Origin of the sequence: Eggerthella timonensis, assembly GCF_900184265.1 — a bacterium.
In the GTDB taxonomy this organism is placed as follows: domain Bacteria; phylum Actinomycetota; class Coriobacteriia; order Coriobacteriales; family Eggerthellaceae; genus Eggerthella; species Eggerthella timonensis.
The window spans coordinates 1,912,800-1,931,785 of record NZ_FXXA01000002.1 but is presented as its reverse complement, the minus strand read 5'-3'; the positions used below and the strand labels follow the sequence as shown (position 1 = coordinate 1,931,785).

Below are 18,986 nucleotides of genomic sequence, written 5' to 3'. Positions count from 1 at the left end.
CCTTTCTCTTGCCTGAACCCAGGATGCGCCCGGTTCTTAAAGATTCTTTAAAGGCCGCGGCGCTTTTTCCCGCGCCCTCTCGGCGCGCTATACTGAATCCGTCCGCAACCTCGCACGAAAGGACCCGCATGGGCTTGTTGCGCCCCGATTTCGCCTTGACGGAGAAGCTGCTCGCCATCGGCGGCCTCGTCGCGCTGTTCGGCGGGTTCGGCGCGCTCATGGTCGGGGAGTTCGCCCCTTCCGTCGGATTCCAAGGGCTCGTCGACCGAGGCATCGGGGGCGGCGGGCTCTTGGCCATGGGGATCGGCGTGCTCTGCTTCGTGCCGCTGATCCTGCGCGACCCGTGGCGCGCTCGACCGCGCACCGCGGAAGGCAGGCGCGCGCTGGCGCGGGAAGCGGCGCTCGAGGCGGCCGTCGTCGCCCTCAACCTCGTCTGCTACGCGGGAACGACGATCTTCGCCCTCGGCGCCCTCACCGCGCTCGATCGCGCGCCTTTCGCCGCGGGGGCCGCCATCGCGCTCTGCATCGCCGCGTTCGCGTTGTACCGGCGGCACCGGAAGAAGCATCGCCGCTCGTACGTGCTCGTCAAGCCGCTCGGCATCGTGGCGTTCATGCTCGCGTTCGCCGCGTTCGCGGGAGCGTTCGGAGCGCTGCGGGCATCCGACGCCGTGGCCGACGCGATCGAGGGGCCCCGCGAGCAGCGCTGCCTCCTGAGCGACTTCGAGGAGCAGCGTCCCTCCGGCCGCTACGCCTCTGCGCGCTCGGCCGACCTCGTAGTCGAGTTCGTCGCCGAGAACGGCGAGACCGTGCGCGTGTCCATCAAGGAGCAGGATCGGGAAGCGCTCCGGCAGATCGTCGATGCCGGCGGCGTCGCGCGCCTCGCCTATTACCCCCGCACCGAGGTGTTCGTGAGCGCGCGGCCCGCCGATGCCGCTGGCGGATCCTCATTGACCCCGACGCAGCGTCAGGGTTTACCATAGGAAGCGCAAACCGCCGCGTACCCGTCAGGAGGCCCTCATGACCCCTATGCCCGCCGCCTCGCCGCGCGCCCGCCGTGCGCCTTCGCGCCTAGCGCTCGGGCTGCTCGTCTGCCTGCTGCTGTACGGCATCGACCTCGCCTGCATGGCCGCCGTGCCTGCCGCCGGCCTCTCCTTCGCGTCCAACTTCGCGCTGCCGTTCGACCTCATGGTGTGCGTGCCCGCGGCGTTCTACCTGCTCGTGGTTCGTCGCGCAGGGCTCTCGCCGCTCCTTGCGCTGCCAGTCGTCTGGCTGGGCGGCCTCGCGTCGGCGCGGTTCGTCGTCCCGGGGCAGCCCTCGATCCTGCCGCTGCTGGGCGTCGCGGTTCTCGCCGTGGAGGCCGCCGTCGCCGTGCGCGAGATCCGACGCTTCGTCGGCGGCTACCGCGCAGCAAGAGCCGCGTCGGACAATCCGCTCGACTGGTTCTCGGCAGCGTTCAGCGTGCTCGTGCGCAACGAGCGGGTCGCGCGCATGGCGGGCCTCGAATGCACGATGTGGTACTACGCCGCAGCCTCATGGCGACGCGCGCCGCACGTTCCCGCAGGCTACCGGGCATTCTCGTCGCATCGGAAAAGCGGGTACGTCGCGGTGGTGGGCGTCCTGCTCTGCCTCGTGGCCGTGGAGACGCTCGCCGTGCATATGCTGGCAGCGCGGTTCAGCGTGCCCGCAGCATGCGCGCTCACGGCGCTGTCGGCCTACGCGATCGTTTGGATGGTCGCCGAGTCGCGCGCCGTCGTGCTGAACCCGCTGCTCGTCGGCGATGCCGAGCTCGTGGCGCGCTGGGGCATGCTCTTCTGCGAACGCGTGCCGTTGAGCCTGATCGCACGCGTAGGATCAGACGAGCCCGCCATCCCGAAGCGGGAGCGCCTCGACCTCGCCGCCATGGGAGGCCGTGCCGTCTGGATCGAGCTCGAGCAGCCACTCGAGGTGCGCGGCGCGCTCGGCAAGCCGCGTCTCGTGCGCGCGCTCAAGGTGAGCCCTGACGAAGCCGCAGCGTTTACGAGCGCGCTTCGTCCGCGAAGCTGACGCGATCCTTGCCGGCGCGCTTCGCCTCGTACAGCGCGCGGTCGGCAGCTCCGAACAGGGCCTCGTAGGTCGCGCCGTCCACGCCTGCCAGCGCCACGCCCACGCTCAGCGTCACCGGCACGCATGCCGCGCCCTCCTCGCGCGACCGCCCGTTCACCTGCAACGCCGCCTCGCGGGCCCGGACGCGGTCGGCGTGCGGCAGGAACGCGACGAACTCGTCGCCGCCCACGCGCGCGATGACGGCCTCGTCGTCGGCGAGCGCTTCTTCGAGCCCTCGGGCGACGCTCACGAGCAGCTCGTCGCCCGCGAGGTGGCCGAGCGTGTCGTTCACGCCCTTGAAGTCGTCCACGTCGACGACGAGCAGCGCGCCCGTTCGACGCTCCGCGCCCGCGCTCAGCAGCGGCTCGATGAACTCGGATGTGGCGCCCTGGTTGAGCAACCTGGTCAGCGGGTCGCGCCGCGCCTGGTCGGCGAGGTCCTCGAGCCGGCGGCGCTCGTCGGTGACGTCCTTCCAGCTGCCGATGGTGCGCACGGCCGCGCCGCTGCGATCGTACAGGACCATCGCGTGCATGCGCGTCCAGCGCCACGTCCCCTCGGGCGCGTCTCCGAACCGGCGACGCACGTCCATCGTCACCGACTCCTCGCGCTGCAGCGCCTCGGACAGCCGCGCGTAGTCGTCGAGGTGCATGCGCGCGCCGTCGCCCAGCGTCTCGGTGTAGCGCTCGAAGCGACGCTCGTCGGGCAGCGCGTTCTCGCCCGTGCCGGGCATGCGCTCGTACTCCACGAGCACGTCCTGCTCGATATCGTACTCGAAGAGCACGTCGGTGACGCTGCGCAGCGCGATGCGGTAGCGCTCCTGCTCCACGGCCAACGCGATCTCGGCCTCCTTGCGCGAGGTGATGTCCATGAGCACGCTGCCGATCTTCACCGTTCCGTCCGCGGTTCGCACCTTGCGCCCCGAATCGAGCACCCACGCCAGCGAGCCGTCCTTGCGGCGCACCCGGTACTCCGTCTCGTAGGTGGGGCCTTCGGCGAAGCAGCGTTCCACGTCGGCGAGCGCCTGGTCCACGTCGGGCCCGTACACCATGCCCCGCGCGGTGCCGCCGCTCATCTCCTCCAGCTCCTCGATGGTGTAGCCCAGCATGCGCGCCAGCCCCTCGTTGACGTAGGCCAGCGTGTACGCCTCGTCGTCCTCGCTCATCTTGAGGCCGCCCGTGATGTTGTCGGTGAGCAGCTCGATCGTGGCGGTCTTCTCGCGCACGAGCTGTTGGAGGTATTCGTAGTTCTGCATGCCGCCCTCGAACGGGAAGTACCGCTCGTCCTTCATGGCCTGGTAGGGGTTCGATGCGTGCACGTGGCGGATCTTCAGCGCGCCGCCCTCGTCCACCAGCTCGTAGCTGCACCGCTGGCGCTCCTCCAGCACCAGGCCCGACGTCTCGCGCGTCCGCACGCGGTAGCGCCCCATGACGGTGCACGTGCGCTCCGTGACGTTCACGAGGTACAGCTCCTCGTCGAACACGTCGCAGGGCGGGGCCAGCGGGGCGCGTTCGAGGAAGTACGCAACGATCTCCTCGGTATCCGCCGAGAACTCCACCTCGCCGGCGCCCACCCATGAGAAGTCGTCGGTGAAGCGCTCGACCACCTGCTCGATGCCGTCCCCCGCCGCGTAGAACCGGTGGATCGTATCGAGCACGAACGCCTTTGCCTCGTCGAACAGCGGGTTCATCGCATTCCTCTCGCCTGCCGAGGCGTGCGGCAACCGCCGCGCCCCCCTGTGCATTACCTGAGAGGAGTATACCGCTTCAACCGGGATTTGAACGAAGGAAAGGGCGCGTTCGCCGAACAACGAAAAAGGCCGGGCGCACGATGAGCCCGGCCTGGTGTTCCGTGGAGCCAGTGACAGGACTCGAACCTGCAACCCACAGTTTACAAAACTGTTGCGCTACCATTGCGCCACACTGGCGTGCGCGTGAAACGCGCGCGTGCGTATTGTACGACATCGCGCGCGATTCGCAAAGCGGCAATCCCGAGCGCGGCCCCTCGCCTACGCGCCCGGCTCGTCGATCCTCAGGGCGCGGTACAGGCGGTCGGGCACGAGGCTCACGAGGTCGTCGGTCCACCGCACGAGGTCGGTGGGCGCATCCGAGCGGAACCAGTCGTTCAGCACCTCGCACTCCAGCTTCGAGAACACCTCCACGATGAAGCGCATGTTCTCGTCGATCGGTACGTGGCGGTAGTGCTCCAGCGTGTCGAGCAGCACGGTCTTGCGGTTCTCGGGCATTACCGTCTGGCCGAACGGCGTGTTGATGCTGTACTGGATGGACTTGCGGTAGAAATCGCGCTCCTGCGAGATGAGGCGCAGGTGATGGTAGTACCCCGTCTTCCAGTCGATGGTGCGCCCGATCTCGTTCAAGTAGAACTGCCGGCAGAAGATGGAATGCCACCAGGGTATGTCGTACTTGCTCTCGAAGTGGCGGTAGAACGTCTGGCGCGAGATGCCGGCGTTCTCGCATATCTCGGCGATGGTGATGCGGTCGAGCGACTTGTCCACGGCGTGCAGTATCTTCATCTTCGTGCGGATCTCCGGCGAACCGAAGACGTCCTCCCCCTGTGCTAAATTCGGCAGCATGCGAACCCCTTTCTCTTGGAATCGGCGCTCGCGTGGCACGAACGCCCTGACGCGACCTTTCCATAAAAACATACCCGCCGCCCGCGCCAACTTGTACGTGACGTTCTCCATCGAACGTCACGTGAAAGCAGACGGTATTTCACAAACGTCACTTCGAGCGGACGCGAGCGCCCCGCCGTGCAAACCACGTGCGACACCTCCCCGCGTGCGACCTTTGAATCCATCGTTACCGCACATCACAATGCGTTTATGGAGAGGTGGACATTCCACCCTGCAACCCTTGAGAGGCAACGCCGGAAGCGCTGCCGGAGAAAGGAGACTGTCATGGCGAAGATAGTCAGCTCTTGGAACGACTGGGACCCGCTGAAGCGCGTGATCGTGGGCCGCTGCGACTACTCGATGATCCCGCCCGAGGAGCCCGCGACCTCCGAGAAGGTGCCCGTCGACTCCGAGATGCGCGGCATGTGGGGCCCCCGTCCCACGGCCACCGTCGAGCGCGGCAACGAGTGCCTCGACAACCTCGTCAAGATCCTCGAGGACCGCGGCGTGGTCGTCGACCGCCCGACGCCCCTGCAGTGGAACCAGGCCATCGGCACGCCCGACTTCCGCAACGACTCCATGATGACCTGCATGCCGCCCCGCGACATCCTGCTCACCGTCGGCAACGAGATCATGGCGTCCGCGAACTCCTTCCGCTGCCGCTACTTCGAGTACCTGGCCTACTGGCCGCTCATGAAGCAGTACTTCGACGAGGACCCCGAGTTCAAGTGGACCCAGGCCCCCCGCCCCCGCTTGACGGACGCCTCCTACAAGCACAACTACTACGACGAGAAGATCACCCTCGAGGAGCGCCTCGTGCGCACGGCCAACAAGGACTTCGTCACGACCGAGGTCGAGCCGATGTGGGACGCCGCCGACGTGATGCGCATGGGCAAGGACCTGTTCATCCAGCACGGCCTGACCACCAACCGCACCGCCATGGAGTGGTTCCAGCGCTACTACCCCGAGCTGCGCGTCCACGCCGTGAACTTCCCCGGCGACCCCTACCCGATCCACATCGACGCGACCTTCGTGCCGCTGCGCCCGGGCCTGATCATCAACAACCCGCACCGCCACCTGCCCGACGAGCAGCGCGCGATCTTCGAGGCCAACGACTGGCAGATCGTCGACGCCGCCCAGCCGGCCCACGACGAGCCGCCGGCGCTGTGCTACAGCTCGGTGTGGCTGTCCATGAACTGCCTGGTCCTCGACCCGAAGACCGTCATCGTGGAGGCCTCCGAGGTCTACCAGCAGGAGCAGATGGACAAGCTCGGCATGAACGTCATCCCCTGCGACCTGCGCGACGCCTACCCGTTCGGCGGCGGCCTGCACTGCTCCACGGCCGACGTGTTCCGCGAGGGCGAGTGCCTCGACTACTTCCCGAACCGCGTCGCCGACCCGACCCTCATCCATCCCGAGATGTGGAACGACTAAGCGCGTAACCGCTCGAAGCCTGCGCGCCAGGGGACACCGCGCGCAGGCGACCCGTCAACGTCCCGCTCCGGAGAACCCCGTCCGCCGCGCACACGGCGCTCCTTGCTCGAGGTTTTCCGGAGTCGGGCCCCTTTTCCCGATACGATCATATCAATAGCCTGCGGCGCCGTTGCGCCCGCGTGATTCGTTGCACCCTCGAGCACGTCCGCAATCCCGGACCAATAAGGGTTGACGTGTATCCAGGACCCGGACGACACGACGCCGCGTCAAGGAGGGATACATGAACGAGCAAGCGAAATACAAGCTCAAGGGCTTCATCTTTATGTTCCTCTCGTCGTCCGCGATGGGCGGCATCGGAGCATTCGGACGCTACATCAACGCGCCGGGCGACTTCATCTCGTTCGGCCGCAACTTCATCGGCTTCATCGCGCTCACCGTCATCTTCGCCGTCATCGCGCGCGGCAACTTCAAGAAGGTGCGCTCCACGAAGCTCTCGCCCGCCATGGTGCTCTCGGGCGTGTTCCTGGGCCTGCTGTCGGGCCTCTACGTCATCTCGACGCAGTACACGACGCTCGCGAACGCGTCGTTCCTCATCTACACTGGGCCCATCTACTCCACCATCCTGGCCGCCATCTTCCTCAAGGAGAAGATCAACGGCAAGGGCATCCTCTGCATCGTCGCCGTGGTCGTGGGCATGCTGTTCATCGTGGGCATCATCACGCCGACGGGCCTCACGCTCGACCTCGACCCGAAGTGGATGTTCGGCAACATGATCGGCCTTCTGTCCGGCGTCGCCTACGGCCTGTACCTGTTCATCGGGCGCTACCGCCAAGACTGCGACTCCAACGTGCGCTCCTGGTGGAACTTCCTGTTCGCCTCCATCACCATCCTCGGCCTCATGGCCGTGGACAGCTTCCTGTCGGGCGGCCTCAAGTACACGGTGAAGGTCAACGGCGTGCAGCAGGTCGACGCGGCCGGCCAGATCATGACCGCCCCGTGGGACATCTTCACCATGGATCCCACGTCCTGGCTCGTATGGATCGCCGCGGCGCTGATCACCGGCTTCGTCGCCTTCCACCTGCTGGCCTACGCCACCAAGATGCTCAAGGCCGGCGAGCTGGCCGCCATCTCCTACCAGGAGACCATCATGGCGTCGGTGCTCGGCTTCTTCATGTTCGGCGAGATCCTCACCCCGCTGCAGCTGGTGGGCGGCGCCCTGATCATCGCCGGCGGCGTCTCGCAGATCTTCTTCTCCACGAAGGCCGCGGCGAAGGAGGGCGACAAGGTGCTGAAGGAGGCCGAGATCCGGGAGACCCTCGAAGCGCATATCGACGAGGAATCGGCCAAGGAATCGCTGAACTAGCCTGTACGCCACCGACCCGAGGAGGGCGCGAACCATGAAGATCACATCCAACCTGACCCATATCGCCACCGAGGTGGAGTTCGAGGCCGCCAAGAACGCCGACGAGCTGCAAGCCGCGTTCGCCGCGCAGGGCCTGCCCGGCTTCCCGGCCGAGCTCGACATCGCCGAGCGCACCGAGGAGCACGTGCAGATGCTGTCGCTGGACTCCCTGCTGCGGTTCGCGCAGGCGGCGGGCGCCGGCGCGGTCACCTACGACGTCACCTACTTCCCGCACGCCGACGAGGCCGAAGTCGACTACCAGCTGAACCAACTGGCCCGCGACCTGGAGATAAACGCCGAGGTCATCCGCGATTTATGCGCCTCCGAGATCGAGGAGTACCTGGCGCTCGACGCGAAGCGCGACGCGAGCGTCCCGGTGCACAGCATCGTGGAGGCCTACGTCGGCGGCACGGCCGTGGCCTGGTACGGCATGAACGACTACCCGCGCCTCAAGCGCGTCATCCTGCGCAAGCTGGCCCAGGGCGGCGCCCAGGCCCGGCGCAACTTCATCCTGCGCGCGAGCAAGGCGCAGGTGGACCTGCTCGAAGACTACTGATCCACGCGCTGATCTGACACGGCGCCCGCCGCGCGCGCGGCGGGCGCTTTTCGATTCAAGGAGGAACCCTGTATGAAACCCACTGTGTACATGGAGGAAATGGACGCGTTCACCTACCGCGAGAAGCTGGCGAAGGACGCCGTGGTGTTCATCCCCGTCGGCGCGCTCGAGCAGCACGGCTCGCACATGGCCATGTGCGTGGACGCCGCGCTGACCAAGGCCATGGCAGGCGCCACGGCCGAGGCGCTCGTCGCCGACACGGACGGCGCGCTCGAGGGCATCGTGGCGGCGCCCATCAACTACGGCTTCCGTTCCCAGCAGCGCTCGGGCGGCGGCTTCCACCTCTCCGGCACCACGTCGCTGTCCGGCACGACGCTCATCGCGCTGGCGAAGGACGTCGTGTTCGGCCTCATCCTGCACGGCGCGCGCAAGATCGTGCTCATGAACGGCCACTACGAGAACTACCAGTTCATCTTCGAGGGCGCCGAGCTGGCGCTGGAGAAGGCGCGCGAGAACGGCATCGACGACGTGAAGATCCAGCTGCTGTCGTACTGGGACTTCGTCGACGACGAGACCATCGAGGCCCTCTACCCCGACGGCTTCACCGGATGGGACCTCGAGCACGCCGGCGTCATGGAGACCTCGCTCATGCTGCTGTTCCACCCCGACCTCGTCGACATGGACAAGACGGGCGGCGCGCTGTACGACGGCCTGCCGGCCGAGCTGCCGAACTACGATGTGCTGCCCATCGTCCCCGGCTACACGCCGCCGTCGGGCTGCCTGTCCTCGCCCGTGGAATCGTCGCGCGAGAAGGGGGCGATCCTTCGCAACGTGGCGGTGAAGCACATGGTGGAAGCCGTGAAGCACGAGTTCTCAGGGCAAGGAGACTACCATGAAGTCTAAGAGATCGGACGACGACGCGCGCAAGCGCCTCCACCCCATGGAGGTGGAGGACGAGTCGGGCGAGGTGGATCCCGAGCCGAAGGAAGCCCAGGCCAAGCGCCTCGGGCGCACGGTCAAGCACGACTACGTGATCCGCGCCGTGTCGGTGGCCATCGTGGCCGTCGTGCTGGGCATCGCGCTCGTCAGCGCCGACACGTTCATCAACGCGGTGAACGGGTTGCGCACGTTCGTCACGCAGTACTGCAGCTGGTGGATCGTGCTGTGCGCGTTTCTGTGCTTCGCCGTGTGCGTGTTCGTGGCGGTGACGAAGTTCGGCACCATCAGGCTGGGCGGCAAGGACGCGAAGCCCGCGTTCTCGTACTTCTCCTGGTTCGCGATGCTGTTCGCCACCGGGCAGGGCGTGGGCCTCGTGTTCTGGGCCGTTGCCGAGCCCATCATGATGTACGGAGGGACGCCGTTCAACAGCCCCGACCCCCTGTTCGCGGGCGACACGGCGCTCGCGTGGACGTACTTCCACTGGGCCATCCCCGCATGGGCCATCTACGCCATCGTGTCGCTGTTCATGTCCTACGCCCGTTACAACATGCACAAGGACACCACGTTCCGCGGCACGGTGGAGGACCTGTTCCCCGCTCGCGCGAAGCGGCCCGCAGGGCTCGTCGTGGAGATCCTCGTGGTCATCGCCACCATCTTCGGCCTGACCACGTCGCTGGGGTTGGCGTCCTACCAGTTCAACACCGGCATCCAGCAGATCTTCCACATCCAGACGGGGCAGACCCTGCAGGTGGCGTTCGTCATCCTGTTCGGCGCCATCGCCACGATGTCGGTATGGTTCGGCGTGGTGAAGGGCATCAAGAACATCTCGAACGCGAACGCCGTCATCTCCATCGTGTTCGTGGCGGCCGTGTTCATCTTCGGGCCGACGCTGTACGTCCTCGGCGTGCTGCCCGAGTCGCTCAGCGTGTTCGTGGACCAGTTCATGCTGATGAGCGGGTTCACCGAGGCGACGAACCTCGCTGCGGGCATCGCCTCGTACGGCGATTCCTGGCAGGCGTTCTGGTCGTTCTTCATCTTCTGCTGGTGCTTCGCGTTCGCCACGTTCACGGCGGGCTTCGTGTCCACCATCTCCCGCGGACGAACGCTGCGCGAGTTCGTGGGCGGCGTGGTGTTCGTGCCCGCGGCCGTGTGCATCGTGTGGACGTGCGTGGTGGGCGGCACCGGCGTGTGGGCGGCGATGTCCGACCCCGGCATCGTGGCGCAGACCACGGCCGACTCCTCGATGGGCCTGTTCCTCACCATCGACAGCATTCCGCTCGTCGGCGGCGTGCTGACCGTGGTGGCCACCATCCTCATCGGGGGCTACATCGTGACCTCGGTCGACTCGGGCGTCATGGCGCTGTCGAACTTCGTGTCGCCCGCCGCGCGCCAGAGCCGCGGGTTCAAGGTGGTGCTGGCGCTGTGCATCACGGCGCTCGCCGTGCTGTTCATGGTGACGGCCGGCCAGGACTTCCTCAACACCATCCAGTTCGCCACCATCGCCGGCGGCATCCCGTTCAGCATCGTCGTGCTGCTCATGGGCGTCCAGTTCTTCAAGTGGGTGAAGCACGACGAGCAGCTGGTGGAGCGGGGGCTGGCCGAGCCGTTCCCCGAAGGCTCGCTCGCGGCCGAGCAGCTACGGCAGTGGCATGAGGAGAGGGCAGCGCGCGAGGCGGAAGAGGCGTGGCGGGCGCGGCACGAGGCGCCCGACGTCCCCGACGGGTCCGGCCTCGACGAGCCGGCGGCGGAGGGAGCGCGATGAACGCCGAAGCGACCCAGCCGAAGGTGCCGTTCAAGGTGGCCGCCTCCTCGTTTCTGGGCAACTTCATCGAATGGTTCGACTACGCCACCTACACGTACTTCGCCATCACCATCGGCATCGTGTTCTTCCCCGAGTCCGAGGTGAACTCCACGCTGCTCGCGTTCGCGGTGTTCGCGCTGTCGTTCGTGTTCCGCCCGCTCGGGGCAGCGTTCTGGGGCAGCATGGGCGACAAGAAGGGCCGCAAGTGGTCGCTGTCGCTGTCCATCTTCATGATGACGGGCGCGGCGTTCCTCATCGGCTGCTTGCCGTCGTACGAGACGGTGGGCCTGCTGTCCCCCATCCTGCTTCTGTGCCTGCGCAGCATCCAGGGGTTCTCGGCGGCCGGCGAGTACTCGGGCGCGGCGGTGTTCCTGGCCGAGTACGCGCCGGCGAACCACCGCGGCAAGTACTGCTCGCTCGTGCCGGCATCCACCGCGGCCGGTCTTTTGGCGGGCTCCACCGCGGCGCTCGTCATCAAGCTGCTGCTGCCCGAGGCCGACGTGATCGCCTGGGGCTGGCGCATCCCGTTCCTGTTGGCGGGACCCCTCGGGCTCGTGGCGCACTACATCCGCACGAAGCTCGAGGACTCGCCCACCTACCAGGAGATGACCCTGGCGGCCGACCCGGCCAAGGAGGCGCCGCACCCCACGCGCCTCGTGTTCAAGAAGTACAAGAAGCGCCTCGCGGCCAGCATCGCGGCCACCATGGTGAACTCGGTGGGCTTCTACCTCGTGCTCACCTACCTGCCCACGTACCTGACCAGCTACACGTCAATGGAGGCGTCGGCGGCGCAGCTGGCCACCGACATCGCGCTCGTCACGTACATCTTCATCATCTTCGGCGCCGGGAAGGTTTCGGACATCGTGGGCCGCAAGAAGATGCTGCTGGGCTCGTGCGCGGCGTTCATCGTGCTCAGCATCCCCGCGTTCATGATGCTGGGGACGGCCCAGCTGCCCGTCGTCATCGCGGCCGAGCTCGTCATGTGCGTGACGCTGTCGTTCAACGACGCGAACATCGCCTGCTACCAGGCCGAGATGTTCCCCACCGAGGTGCGCTACACCGGCGCGGCGCTCGGCTCGAACATCGCCTACGTGGTATTCGGCGGCACGGCCTCGATGGTGGCCACCGCGCTCATCGACGCCACGGGCAACGGCCTCATGCCCGCGTACTACATGATGGGCATCTGCCTCGTGGCGGGCATCGTGCTGCTGTTCACGGCGCACGAATACGCCGGCATGAAGCTGAACGACATCGAGTAGGAATGCGGAAGGGGCGCGCGGCGGCGAGCCGAGCGCCCCTTCCCTAACGCGCCGCCATCCCTTGCGCTACAACTCGGAGCGGGCTCTGGCGCGCGGCGCTCCCGCATGGTTTCCTGCGGTCATGGCTTTTCGGAAGACATACGTGGAAGTGACGGCGCGCATCGACGTGGACGGGCGCCTGACGCCGCTCGCCATCGTGTGGCGCGACGGCCGCACCTTCGCCATCGACCGCGTGCATGAGGCCATTCGGCGCGCATCGCAGCGCGTGGGCGGCACGGGCATCCGCTACCTCGTGTCGGTGAACGGCCACGAGAAGTACCTCTTCTACGAAGGCCCGCGCTGGTTCGTCGAGGAGATCGCGCCCGACGGGAACCCTTCGTCGTAGTCGCCGCCGAACGCGCGCCCGCTTCCGGTATACTGGTGTGCAATTGACGAAGAGCCTACGAGGAGAGCATCGCATGAGCAAGCACGACCGCGTCGAGAACGGCCTCGACCTCGACGAGGGCACGCCCGCGTCCCGCCGCAAGATCCCCCTTCCGCTGAAAGTGTTCGGCATCCTGTGCATCGTCAGCGGCGCGGCCATCGTGCCGGTGCTCGCGCTGCTCATCGTCGGGATGGTCTTCGCCCTGCAGCAGGGCATGATCGCCGGCGAGATGTCCACGGCCACGCTCGTCATCTTCATCGCCGACGTCGTGCTCATGACGGCGCTTTCCACCATGTTCGTCATCCTCGGCATCCGCCTGTTGCGCGACAAGCGCCGACGCACGGCGCAGATCGCCGAGGTCATGATCGTGATCCTCATCCTCGTCATCCTGTGCGACATGATGCTGGCGGGCCTCACGCCCGACCTCATCCCCTACGGCGTGGTGCTCGTCGTGCTCATCGCCCTGTCGAGCTACGTGGACCCGTCGCTGGCCGACGAGCGCGAGCTGCAGCGCAAGCTGCGCGACATGGAGACGCGCGAGGCTGCCGAAGACGGCACGCTCGGCCGCGACGAGACCGGCAAGGGCTTCATCGCGCTCAACTTCTTCAACCTGTTCTGGATCTTCGTCGTGTGCTGCGTGCTGGGGCTCATGCTCGAGACGGTGTACCACTTCCTCGTGGTGAACCCGGGGCACTATCAGGATCGCGCCGGGCTTCTGTTCGGGCCGTTCTCGCCCATCTACGGCTTCGGCGCCGTGCTCATGACCGTGGCGCTCAACCGCTTCCACGACAAGAACGTCATCCTCATCTTCCTCGTGAGCGCGGTCATCGGCGGGGCGTTCGAGTACCTCACCAGCTGGTTCATGCAGTTCGCCTTCGGCATCGTGGCCTGGGACTACTCGGGCACGTTCCTGTCCATCGACGGGCGCACGAACGGCATGTTCATGGCCATGTGGGGCGTGCTCGGCGTGGTATGGATCAAGCTCTTGCTGCCGTGGATGCTCAAGCTGGTGAACCTCATCCCCTGGAACTGGCGCTACGCGGTGACCACCGTGTGCGCCGTGCTCATGATCGTCGACGGCGCCATGACGCTGCTCGCGCTCGACTGCTGGTACCAGCGCGAGGCGGGCAACCGGCCCGAAACGGCTGTCGGCGAGTTCTTCGACCGGCACTTCGACAACCAGTACATGGAAGAACGGTTCCAAAGCATGTCGATCGACCCGAGCAACGCAACCCGCGCGAACTAGCGCTCACGCGCCGGCGGGCGAGGCTCCTTACGCCTCCGCCCCGCCCGTGAGCGCCGCGCGCACGCCCCGTACCGCCAGGCGCCCGAGCGCGACGCCGATGAGGCACACGACGACGCTGCCGCAGGCGTACAGCGCGCCCGTGGCGTACTTGCCGCGCTCGAGCAGCGTGAGAGTTTCGAGCGAGAACGCCGAGAACGTGGTGAATCCGCCGCACACGCCCGTCTTGAGGAACAGCACCGCGTTGTCCGACATGCCCGGCCACGCCGTGGCGGCCTCGAACACCGCGCCGATGAGCACCGCACCCGCGAAGTTGATGATGAACGTCATGAGCGGGAAATCGCCCTCGACCGGCACGAGGCCCAAAAGATAGCGCCCTACCGACCCGATGAAACCGCCCATCCCCACGCACAGCACCGCCAACATCGCCCGCTCCTTCGCTCGCCCTCCCACGTCATGAGGGCATCAGTATACTCCAGGCGAGCGGGGCGCGGGAGGATGCGGACGCGAGGACGGCGCGGGGAGAGGAGCAGGACGCAGAGGACGGGGGCTCCCGTGGGGATCGTCGAACGCCGCGCCTCGCGGGACGGGGCCTTTTGCCGCACGCTGCCCGGCCCTCCTGCCTCGCGGGACAGAGCCTTTCGCCGCACGTCTTTCGCGACGCCGCCCGGCCGTCCTGCCTCGCAGGACGCGGCGAAGCCTTGGCAGAGATTGCACGATATGAACGATTTTGAGAGCCGATTCGCGAAGCGGAATCGGGAAACCCCAGGTCACGAAAAGTTAGCCGTGTCTATTCTCGTTCATATCGTGCGATCTCTGCCAGGAGCGGGGAAAAGAAACGGCTCCCCGGCCCTTTCGAACCCGAGGAGCCTTGACGCCGTACGGCGGGACGCGGTTTCAGAAGTCTCTCACGCCTGCTTCCTGATCTTCGCTGCCAGGAACGTGCACACCGCGATGATCGCCAAGCTCACGAGCGACGTCCACTGGAACGCGCCCTGCATGACGCTCATGACGACGCTCACGACGCCCAGCACGAGGCCGATGACGCACAGCGCGAAGAACAGCCCGATCTTGTGCGGATTCTTGGCGCCGCGCAGGCCCAAGAAACCGATGATCAGGTTGACGACGCCGCCGACGACGGTGCCGACGCCGAAGGCGAGCGCGGCGCTCGCCATGTCCATAGTGCTGCCGTTCATGTCAATGGACTGAGCCGACATGCCGGGCACCGCCGACCCCGCCGCCATGAACGCGCCCAGCAGGATGACGACGATCGCCCAAACGACGAGAATGATGGAGATGACTTTCAACGCTTTCTGGGAACCGGACACGGTCGACCCCTCTCTGTTGATGATGCGAAGCCTGCCGCGCCGTCCCGATCTACGGGAGCAAGAGCGCGGCAGGCCTCCCACCGCTCGAAGCGCGCACCCCTGCGCGCTGCGCGGAACGCTCCGCGCAGCTGAAAGTGTAGCGCGACGCACGGCGAGCCCCCGCCTCCGGCGAGCGATTCAACCGCATTTTGAAGCGCAGGAGGGGGGCTCTGCGCGACTGCGACGCCTCGAAGGCGCGGCAAAACGCTCGCCAACCAACGAGTCTTATACAGATGTGGAACATATTCTCCAAAGATGGGGGATATATCCATCTTGGGTTTCCGGGACTCCCATATGATGATCGCTATGAATGCAATCGCGAAAAGAAAACGGCTCGGCAGCCGCGTCAGGCAGCTGCGGTACGAGCATCAGATCAACCGGAAGCAGTTCGCGCTCATGATCGGCATGGATCGCGGCTATCTGGCCGGGATCGAGACGGGCAAGTACAACGCCACGTTCGACAAGCTGGTCGACATCGCGGACGGCTTCGGCATCACGCTTTCGGAGCTGCTTGCAGGCGTTGACGATCAGGATTCGCAGGGGAACTAGCGGAAACGACCGGCCCCTGCGCTTCGTTGCGCTCGCGAGCGAGCTCGATAGCCCTTCTGTACCCCTTGACGAACTCGCGTCCCTGACGAGTGAGCGCGTAGGCGTTCGCCCGCTGCCCGCCGTCCTCGTCGAAGCATGACGAGCTTTCCAGCAATCCCTCGTCCACAAGATGCCTGCAGGCCCAGCGCACGCGCGCCGACGAATACCCTAACGCCCGCTCCATCTCTCGATACGACACGCTCACGCTTTTTCTGCCGTTGCGCTTGCGCCGCTCGATGTACACGAGCACGTTGTAGCGCACAGCTCGAACCTGTTCCCTGCTCGTCCTGGCCATAGCCTCGTCTCTTCCCCTTTTATTCCTCGTTGCCTGGACTTCGTACGCTATGCATCTTAGCAGATTATCCGCATAATGTGGAATATATTCATCATTTCTCAAAGCGCATCCGGATATGCTTGCGCCTCGCCTATAATCGCTTTTCAGCGTCACATGTATACAAGGAAAAGGAGCTTTCATGGCAAACGAGAACCTGCCCAGTTTGGACAACCTGTCCAACCTGCTGATCACGTCCGACGACTTGGGGAAGTCGAAGGAAGCGGAATTCGTCCGCAGCATCAAGAGCGACAAGGTGAAGATGCTTGTCTCCGACAACCAGATCTCTTGCGTCATGCTGGCGCCTGAGGTGTACAACGCGCTGCGCGAAGCCGCCGAGCGCGTCGTGAAGGCGAGCGCCGCGCAGTAGCCTCGCTTGCTCTTCCCTCCCCTGCGGCCCGGTGCGCTCCTCATGCGCACCGGGCCGCAGTCGTTTTCCGGGAGAAAGCGGGCCGAGCCGCTACCGTTCGACCATCTCGCAGTCGACGGTGTCGCGGCGCAAAAGCTGGGTGTACGTGGGACGATCGACGGGCTCGCCCTGCGCGTCCACCGTGAACACGGCTGCCGAGCCCTCGACCGAACCCTCCACCAGCGCATCCCCGAACGCCGACCGAGCCTCCTCGAGGAACGAGAGGGCTTGGTCGGCATCCGGGAACTCCACCTTGATCTCGCTGCGGACGAGGAAGCCGTCGTCGCCGAACGTGGCGCGCTCGACGGCCTTCCCCTCCCCGTCGCCGGCACCCTTCACCTTGTAGCGGTACTCGACCGTGCCTGCCGACGCCTGGTCGGGGCCTACGGCTAATGCGGCGAGCGGCGTCGACTCGCCGCGCGTTGCGGCGGATCCGCCGTCGAGGGCGACCGCAAGCGCAAGGGCTCCTGCGAGCGCAGCGACGGCCGTCAGCGCGACGCCCGCGAACACGAGCTTGCGGGAGCGGCCCTCGTCCTTGCCGGCCTCGAGCCCTTCGCGCTGCCCCGCAGCTTGCGAGGCCTGACGCGATGGAAGCGTAACCGGCTTGGCAGCCTTCGTCTCAGGCACCGGGGCCTTCGTCGGCTCGGAGCCGCGCGCGGAGGGTCGGGGCGTCGACGCGGCGGACGCGGGTTTCGGCGCGGCGGGAGCGGCGGGCTCCTTCGAAGCGGAAGGGGACTCGTCGGCGGCTGCGCGAGCAGGCTGCGAAGACCCGGCCTCCCGCTCGGGGCGGCTTGCCGGCTCAGGCTGCGCAGCGGCGCCGACGACGCTCGCCGGCAGGCGCTTGCGCGCCACCTTCCGATCGAATTCGGCCCGCACGGCGGACGCGTCCCGCATCGGCTCGCCAGTCGCCTGTCGAGGCTCGCTCGGAGCTTCTTGTGCGCGCTCGGCCTCGCCGCGCGCCGCAGCGTCCGCGGATCGGCTGGCGGGCGCGGGACGGGCCTCCCGCGGGGCTTTCCCGATCGGCACGGGCTCGGCGACCCGGGCCGCCCCTTCGGTCTGCGTCCGCGCGACGGGCTTTCCCGCGAGCGCGGGATGCTTGGCCGGCACCTGGGAAGCAGCCTTCGACGCGGCCGTAGGCGCGGGCTTCGCCGCCGCGGCCCGCTTCGGCTCGGCTTGCGCGACCGGCGCGGGCTTCGGCACGGTCTCCGGCTCGGGCTTCCGCGCATCCGGCTCGGTTCTCGAGGCGGCGGCAGGCTCGGGTTTCGGCGCCGCGGCCGGCTGGGGACGCGACGCGGCGACCGGCTCGGGCTTCGGCGGGCGGGAGCCGAGGTTGGCGAACCGTCCGCGCACGGGCCGCGGCTCTTCCCGGGCAGGTTCCCCAACCTCGACCCGGCCGTCGCTGGACGGCTCGACGCCCAAAGCGCTGGCCAGGTCGAACGACGCGGCAGGCTCGGGAGCGGGAGGCTCGGGGGCCCTCCGCGCGCCCGACGAGGCTTCCGCCTGCTCCTCCGCCGGCGCTCCGAACGCGGCGAACAGGTCGAAGGCGGGAGCATCGTCGGCGACAGAGGGTTCGGTCTCGGGAGCCTCTTCCACACCGAAGAGCGATGCGAGGGTGGCGGCCGGCGTCGCATGCGGAGCGGGCTCGGGTTCGGGCGCGCGAGTCTCGACGGCCTCCGCGGGCCTCCCGCCTCCGAACAGCTGCCGCAGAACGTCTTCGGGATCTTCTTCTGCACGCTCCCCGCCCGCGTCCGGGCCTCGCCCGGCGCCGTCGTCGGACAGACCCAGCAGCTCGTCGAGGGTCAAAACGGGGGTGCGTTCGGGTTCTACCATCAAACTTCCTTACGTCTCGTCACTACCGGTCTTCTTTCGGGCATCGTCGCATACGCCGGCTTCCTCGCACGCGCGTCCCGCGATATCGCCGAAGCGCCTTGCAGGCACGTGCGCGCCACGATGAGGCAGGCCGCCCCGGCCGCGGCGCACATGGTCCCCACGGCGGCGAGCAAGCTGGCGGAGAGCCCCGCCCGCAGGGAGGCTCCCTGGGCGAAGGCGTCGGCCGCAGCCGCCTGCGCGCGGTCGACGGCGCCGGCGTCGAAGCGCGCGAACCACGGTCCCACGGCCACTTTCGCCGCAGGCTCCTCGACGCCTTCGGCAGGGTCTGCTGCGGGCTCGCCTGCGGTCCCGTCCGCTTCGCCCTCGCCGTCGGGCTCGGCCCCGTCCCCCGACGCAGCAAGGCCGCCTTCGCCGTCGGCCGCCTCGGAGTCTTGGGACGCGGAAAGCGGCGCGGCCTCATCCGAAGCCGCGCCGCCGGACGATGCGAGATCCATCTCGCCTGATCCCGATGCGCCCTCTACTCCCGGATCCGCAGGCGCGGCGTATCCTTGCGCCGCGCCTGCCGCATCCCCCGAGGCGACGGGCCCCGGGTCGGGCGCCGATGCCTGGGCACCGGCGGCGCCCCAGCATGCAAGCGCCACCGCGCACGCTGCGAGGGCTCCTACCCCCGCAGCGAACCTGCCCGTCCTCAT

General features: G+C 67.2%; 19 protein-coding genes and 1 tRNA gene. 12 read left to right on the top strand and 8 right to left on the bottom strand.

Features of this window, described 5'->3' with window-relative positions; all coding sequences use genetic code 11:
- Window positions 1–128 precede the first annotated feature (128 nt).
- Both C1A15_RS07855 and C1A15_RS07850 read left to right on the top strand, forming a co-directional pair.
- A complete protein-coding gene (locus tag C1A15_RS07855; RefSeq protein ID WP_101722044.1) occupies window positions 129–980 on the top strand; it encodes a hypothetical protein in 852 nt (283 codons plus the stop codon).
- 37 nt (window positions 981–1,017) lie between these two features.
- The gene (locus C1A15_RS07850) at window positions 1,018–2,043 is read left to right on the top strand and encodes a hypothetical protein (protein WP_101722043.1); all 1,026 of its coding nucleotides are present in this window, start codon (window positions 1,018–1,020) and stop codon (window positions 2,041–2,043) included.
- On the opposite strand, the gene C1A15_RS07845 is transcribed toward C1A15_RS07850, so the two are convergent.
- The 3 genes from C1A15_RS07845 to C1A15_RS07835 all read right to left on the bottom strand — a co-directional run bounded on the left by C1A15_RS07845 (window position 2,015) and on the right by C1A15_RS07835 (window position 4,672).
- On the bottom strand, window positions 2,015–3,769 hold the full coding sequence (locus C1A15_RS07845) for a sensor domain-containing diguanylate cyclase (protein WP_101722042.1): 1,755 nt from the start codon (window positions 3,767–3,769) through the stop codon (window positions 2,015–2,017). The genes C1A15_RS07850 and C1A15_RS07845 overlap by 29 nt on opposite strands.
- Window positions 3,770–3,931: 162 nt before the next feature.
- Window positions 3,932–4,006, bottom strand: a tRNA-Thr gene (locus tag C1A15_RS07840).
- An 81-nt stretch (window positions 4,007–4,087) separates the two neighbouring features.
- Window positions 4,088–4,672 (bottom strand): TetR/AcrR family transcriptional regulator, encoded by a 585-nt coding sequence (locus tag C1A15_RS07835; protein WP_101722041.1) that lies wholly within the window; start codon window positions 4,670–4,672, stop codon window positions 4,088–4,090.
- A 324-nt stretch (window positions 4,673–4,996) separates the two neighbouring features.
- Between C1A15_RS07835 and C1A15_RS07830 the strand changes: the two genes are divergently transcribed.
- The 8 genes from C1A15_RS07830 (at window position 4,997) to C1A15_RS07795 (ending at window position 13,772) form a co-directional block, all read left to right on the top strand.
- The gene (locus C1A15_RS07830; protein ID WP_101721232.1) at window positions 4,997–6,145 is read left to right on the top strand and encodes a serine/threonine protein kinase; all 1,149 of its coding nucleotides are present in this window, start codon (window positions 4,997–4,999) and stop codon (window positions 6,143–6,145) included.
- Between the two features lie 280 nt (window positions 6,146–6,425).
- Complete coding sequence (locus C1A15_RS07825) at window positions 6,426–7,508, top strand: DMT family transporter (RefSeq protein ID WP_101722040.1); 1,083 nt, start codon at window positions 6,426–6,428, stop codon at window positions 7,506–7,508.
- A 34-nt stretch (window positions 7,509–7,542) separates the two neighbouring features.
- Window positions 7,543–8,103: a hypothetical protein gene (locus tag C1A15_RS07820; RefSeq protein ID WP_101722039.1), complete on the top strand. Its 561-nt coding sequence runs from the start codon at window positions 7,543–7,545 to the stop codon at window positions 8,101–8,103.
- A 72-nt stretch (window positions 8,104–8,175) separates the two neighbouring features.
- A complete protein-coding gene (locus C1A15_RS07815) occupies window positions 8,176–9,006 on the top strand; it encodes a creatininase (protein WP_101722038.1) in 831 nt (276 codons plus the stop codon).
- On the top strand, window positions 8,996–10,804 hold the full coding sequence (locus C1A15_RS07810; RefSeq protein ID WP_101722037.1) for a BCCT family transporter: 1,809 nt from the start codon (window positions 8,996–8,998) through the stop codon (window positions 10,802–10,804). The genes C1A15_RS07815 and C1A15_RS07810 overlap by 11 nt, the downstream gene beginning before the upstream one ends.
- Window positions 10,801–12,102 (top strand): MFS transporter, encoded by a 1,302-nt coding sequence (locus C1A15_RS07805; protein WP_101722036.1) that lies wholly within the window; start codon window positions 10,801–10,803, stop codon window positions 12,100–12,102. The genes C1A15_RS07810 and C1A15_RS07805 overlap by 4 nt, the downstream gene beginning before the upstream one ends.
- 121 nt (window positions 12,103–12,223) lie before the next feature.
- Window positions 12,224–12,487: a hypothetical protein gene (locus C1A15_RS07800; RefSeq protein WP_180953034.1), complete on the top strand. Its 264-nt coding sequence runs from the start codon at window positions 12,224–12,226 to the stop codon at window positions 12,485–12,487.
- Window positions 12,488–12,560: 73 nt separating this feature from the next.
- Complete coding sequence (locus C1A15_RS07795) at window positions 12,561–13,772, top strand: putative ABC transporter permease (RefSeq protein ID WP_101722035.1); 1,212 nt, start codon at window positions 12,561–12,563, stop codon at window positions 13,770–13,772.
- 27 nt (window positions 13,773–13,799) lie between these two features.
- Here C1A15_RS07795 and crcB read toward each other — a convergent pair whose 3' ends face one another.
- Window positions 13,800–14,195 (bottom strand): fluoride efflux transporter CrcB, encoded by a 396-nt coding sequence (crcB, locus tag C1A15_RS07790; protein WP_101722034.1) that lies wholly within the window; start codon window positions 14,193–14,195, stop codon window positions 13,800–13,802.
- A gap of 482 nt (window positions 14,196–14,677) precedes the next feature.
- Complete coding sequence (locus C1A15_RS07785) at window positions 14,678–15,097, bottom strand: hypothetical protein (protein ID WP_101722033.1); 420 nt, start codon at window positions 15,095–15,097, stop codon at window positions 14,678–14,680.
- A 345-nt stretch (window positions 15,098–15,442) separates the two neighbouring features.
- On the opposite strand from C1A15_RS07785, the gene C1A15_RS07780 reads away from it, so the two are divergent.
- Window positions 15,443–15,685, top strand: coding sequence for a helix-turn-helix domain-containing protein (locus tag C1A15_RS07780; protein ID WP_146001832.1), 243 nt, complete (start codon window positions 15,443–15,445; stop codon window positions 15,683–15,685).
- On the opposite strand, the gene C1A15_RS16825 is transcribed toward C1A15_RS07780, so the two are convergent.
- On the bottom strand, window positions 15,630–16,019 hold the full coding sequence (locus C1A15_RS16825) for a hypothetical protein (protein ID WP_146001831.1): 390 nt from the start codon (window positions 16,017–16,019) through the stop codon (window positions 15,630–15,632). The two genes, C1A15_RS07780 and C1A15_RS16825, sit on opposite strands and share 56 nt — an antisense overlap.
- Window positions 16,020–16,197: 178 nt before the next feature.
- Between C1A15_RS16825 and C1A15_RS07775 the strand changes: the two genes are divergently transcribed.
- Entirely contained in the window at window positions 16,198–16,425 is a 228-nt protein-coding gene (locus C1A15_RS07775; RefSeq protein WP_101722031.1) for a hypothetical protein, read from the top strand.
- A 90-nt stretch (window positions 16,426–16,515) separates the two neighbouring features.
- On the opposite strand, the gene C1A15_RS07770 is transcribed toward C1A15_RS07775, so the two are convergent.
- Both C1A15_RS07770 and C1A15_RS07765 read right to left on the bottom strand, forming a co-directional pair.
- Window positions 16,516–18,294, bottom strand: a complete 1,779-nt coding sequence (locus C1A15_RS07770) for a hypothetical protein (RefSeq protein ID WP_101722030.1) — start codon at window positions 18,292–18,294, stop codon at window positions 16,516–16,518.
- The gene (locus C1A15_RS07765; RefSeq protein ID WP_146001830.1) at window positions 18,294–18,986 is read right to left on the bottom strand and encodes a hypothetical protein; all 693 of its coding nucleotides are present in this window, start codon (window positions 18,984–18,986) and stop codon (window positions 18,294–18,296) included. The genes C1A15_RS07770 and C1A15_RS07765 overlap by 1 nt, the downstream gene beginning before the upstream one ends.

Coding starts and splice junctions, on each gene's coding strand:
- C1A15_RS07850 (WP_101722043.1), top strand. CDS start 1,018: ATGACCCCTATGCCCGCCGCCTCGCCGCGCGCCCGCCGTGCGCCTTCG.
- crcB (WP_101722034.1), bottom strand. CDS start 14,195: ATGTTGGCGGTGCTGTGCGTGGGGATGGGCGGTTTCATCGGGTCGGTA.
- C1A15_RS07835 (WP_101722041.1), bottom strand. CDS start 4,672: ATGCTGCCGAATTTAGCACAGGGGGAGGACGTCTTCGGTTCGCCGGAG.
- C1A15_RS07820 (WP_101722039.1), top strand. CDS start 7,543: ATGAAGATCACATCCAACCTGACCCATATCGCCACCGAGGTGGAGTTC.
- C1A15_RS07805 (WP_101722036.1), top strand. CDS start 10,801: ATGAACGCCGAAGCGACCCAGCCGAAGGTGCCGTTCAAGGTGGCCGCC.
- C1A15_RS07825 (WP_101722040.1), top strand. CDS start 6,426: ATGAACGAGCAAGCGAAATACAAGCTCAAGGGCTTCATCTTTATGTTC.
- C1A15_RS07780 (WP_146001832.1), top strand. CDS start 15,443: ATGAATGCAATCGCGAAAAGAAAACGGCTCGGCAGCCGCGTCAGGCAG.
- C1A15_RS07800 (WP_180953034.1), top strand. CDS start 12,224: ATGGCTTTTCGGAAGACATACGTGGAAGTGACGGCGCGCATCGACGTG.
- C1A15_RS07830 (WP_101721232.1), top strand. CDS start 4,997: ATGGCGAAGATAGTCAGCTCTTGGAACGACTGGGACCCGCTGAAGCGC.
- C1A15_RS07770 (WP_101722030.1), bottom strand. CDS start 18,294: ATGGTAGAACCCGAACGCACCCCCGTTTTGACCCTCGACGAGCTGCTG.
- C1A15_RS07775 (WP_101722031.1), top strand. CDS start 16,198: ATGGCAAACGAGAACCTGCCCAGTTTGGACAACCTGTCCAACCTGCTG.
- C1A15_RS07855 (WP_101722044.1), top strand. CDS start 129: ATGGGCTTGTTGCGCCCCGATTTCGCCTTGACGGAGAAGCTGCTCGCC.
- C1A15_RS07765 (WP_146001830.1), bottom strand. CDS start 18,986: ATGAGGACGGGCAGGTTCGCTGCGGGGGTAGGAGCCCTCGCAGCGTGC.
- C1A15_RS16825 (WP_146001831.1), bottom strand. CDS start 16,019: ATGGCCAGGACGAGCAGGGAACAGGTTCGAGCTGTGCGCTACAACGTG.
- C1A15_RS07845 (WP_101722042.1), bottom strand. CDS start 3,769: ATGAACCCGCTGTTCGACGAGGCAAAGGCGTTCGTGCTCGATACGATC.
- C1A15_RS07815 (WP_101722038.1), top strand. CDS start 8,176: ATGAAACCCACTGTGTACATGGAGGAAATGGACGCGTTCACCTACCGC.
- C1A15_RS07810 (WP_101722037.1), top strand. CDS start 8,996: ATGAAGTCTAAGAGATCGGACGACGACGCGCGCAAGCGCCTCCACCCC.
- C1A15_RS07795 (WP_101722035.1), top strand. CDS start 12,561: ATGAGCAAGCACGACCGCGTCGAGAACGGCCTCGACCTCGACGAGGGC.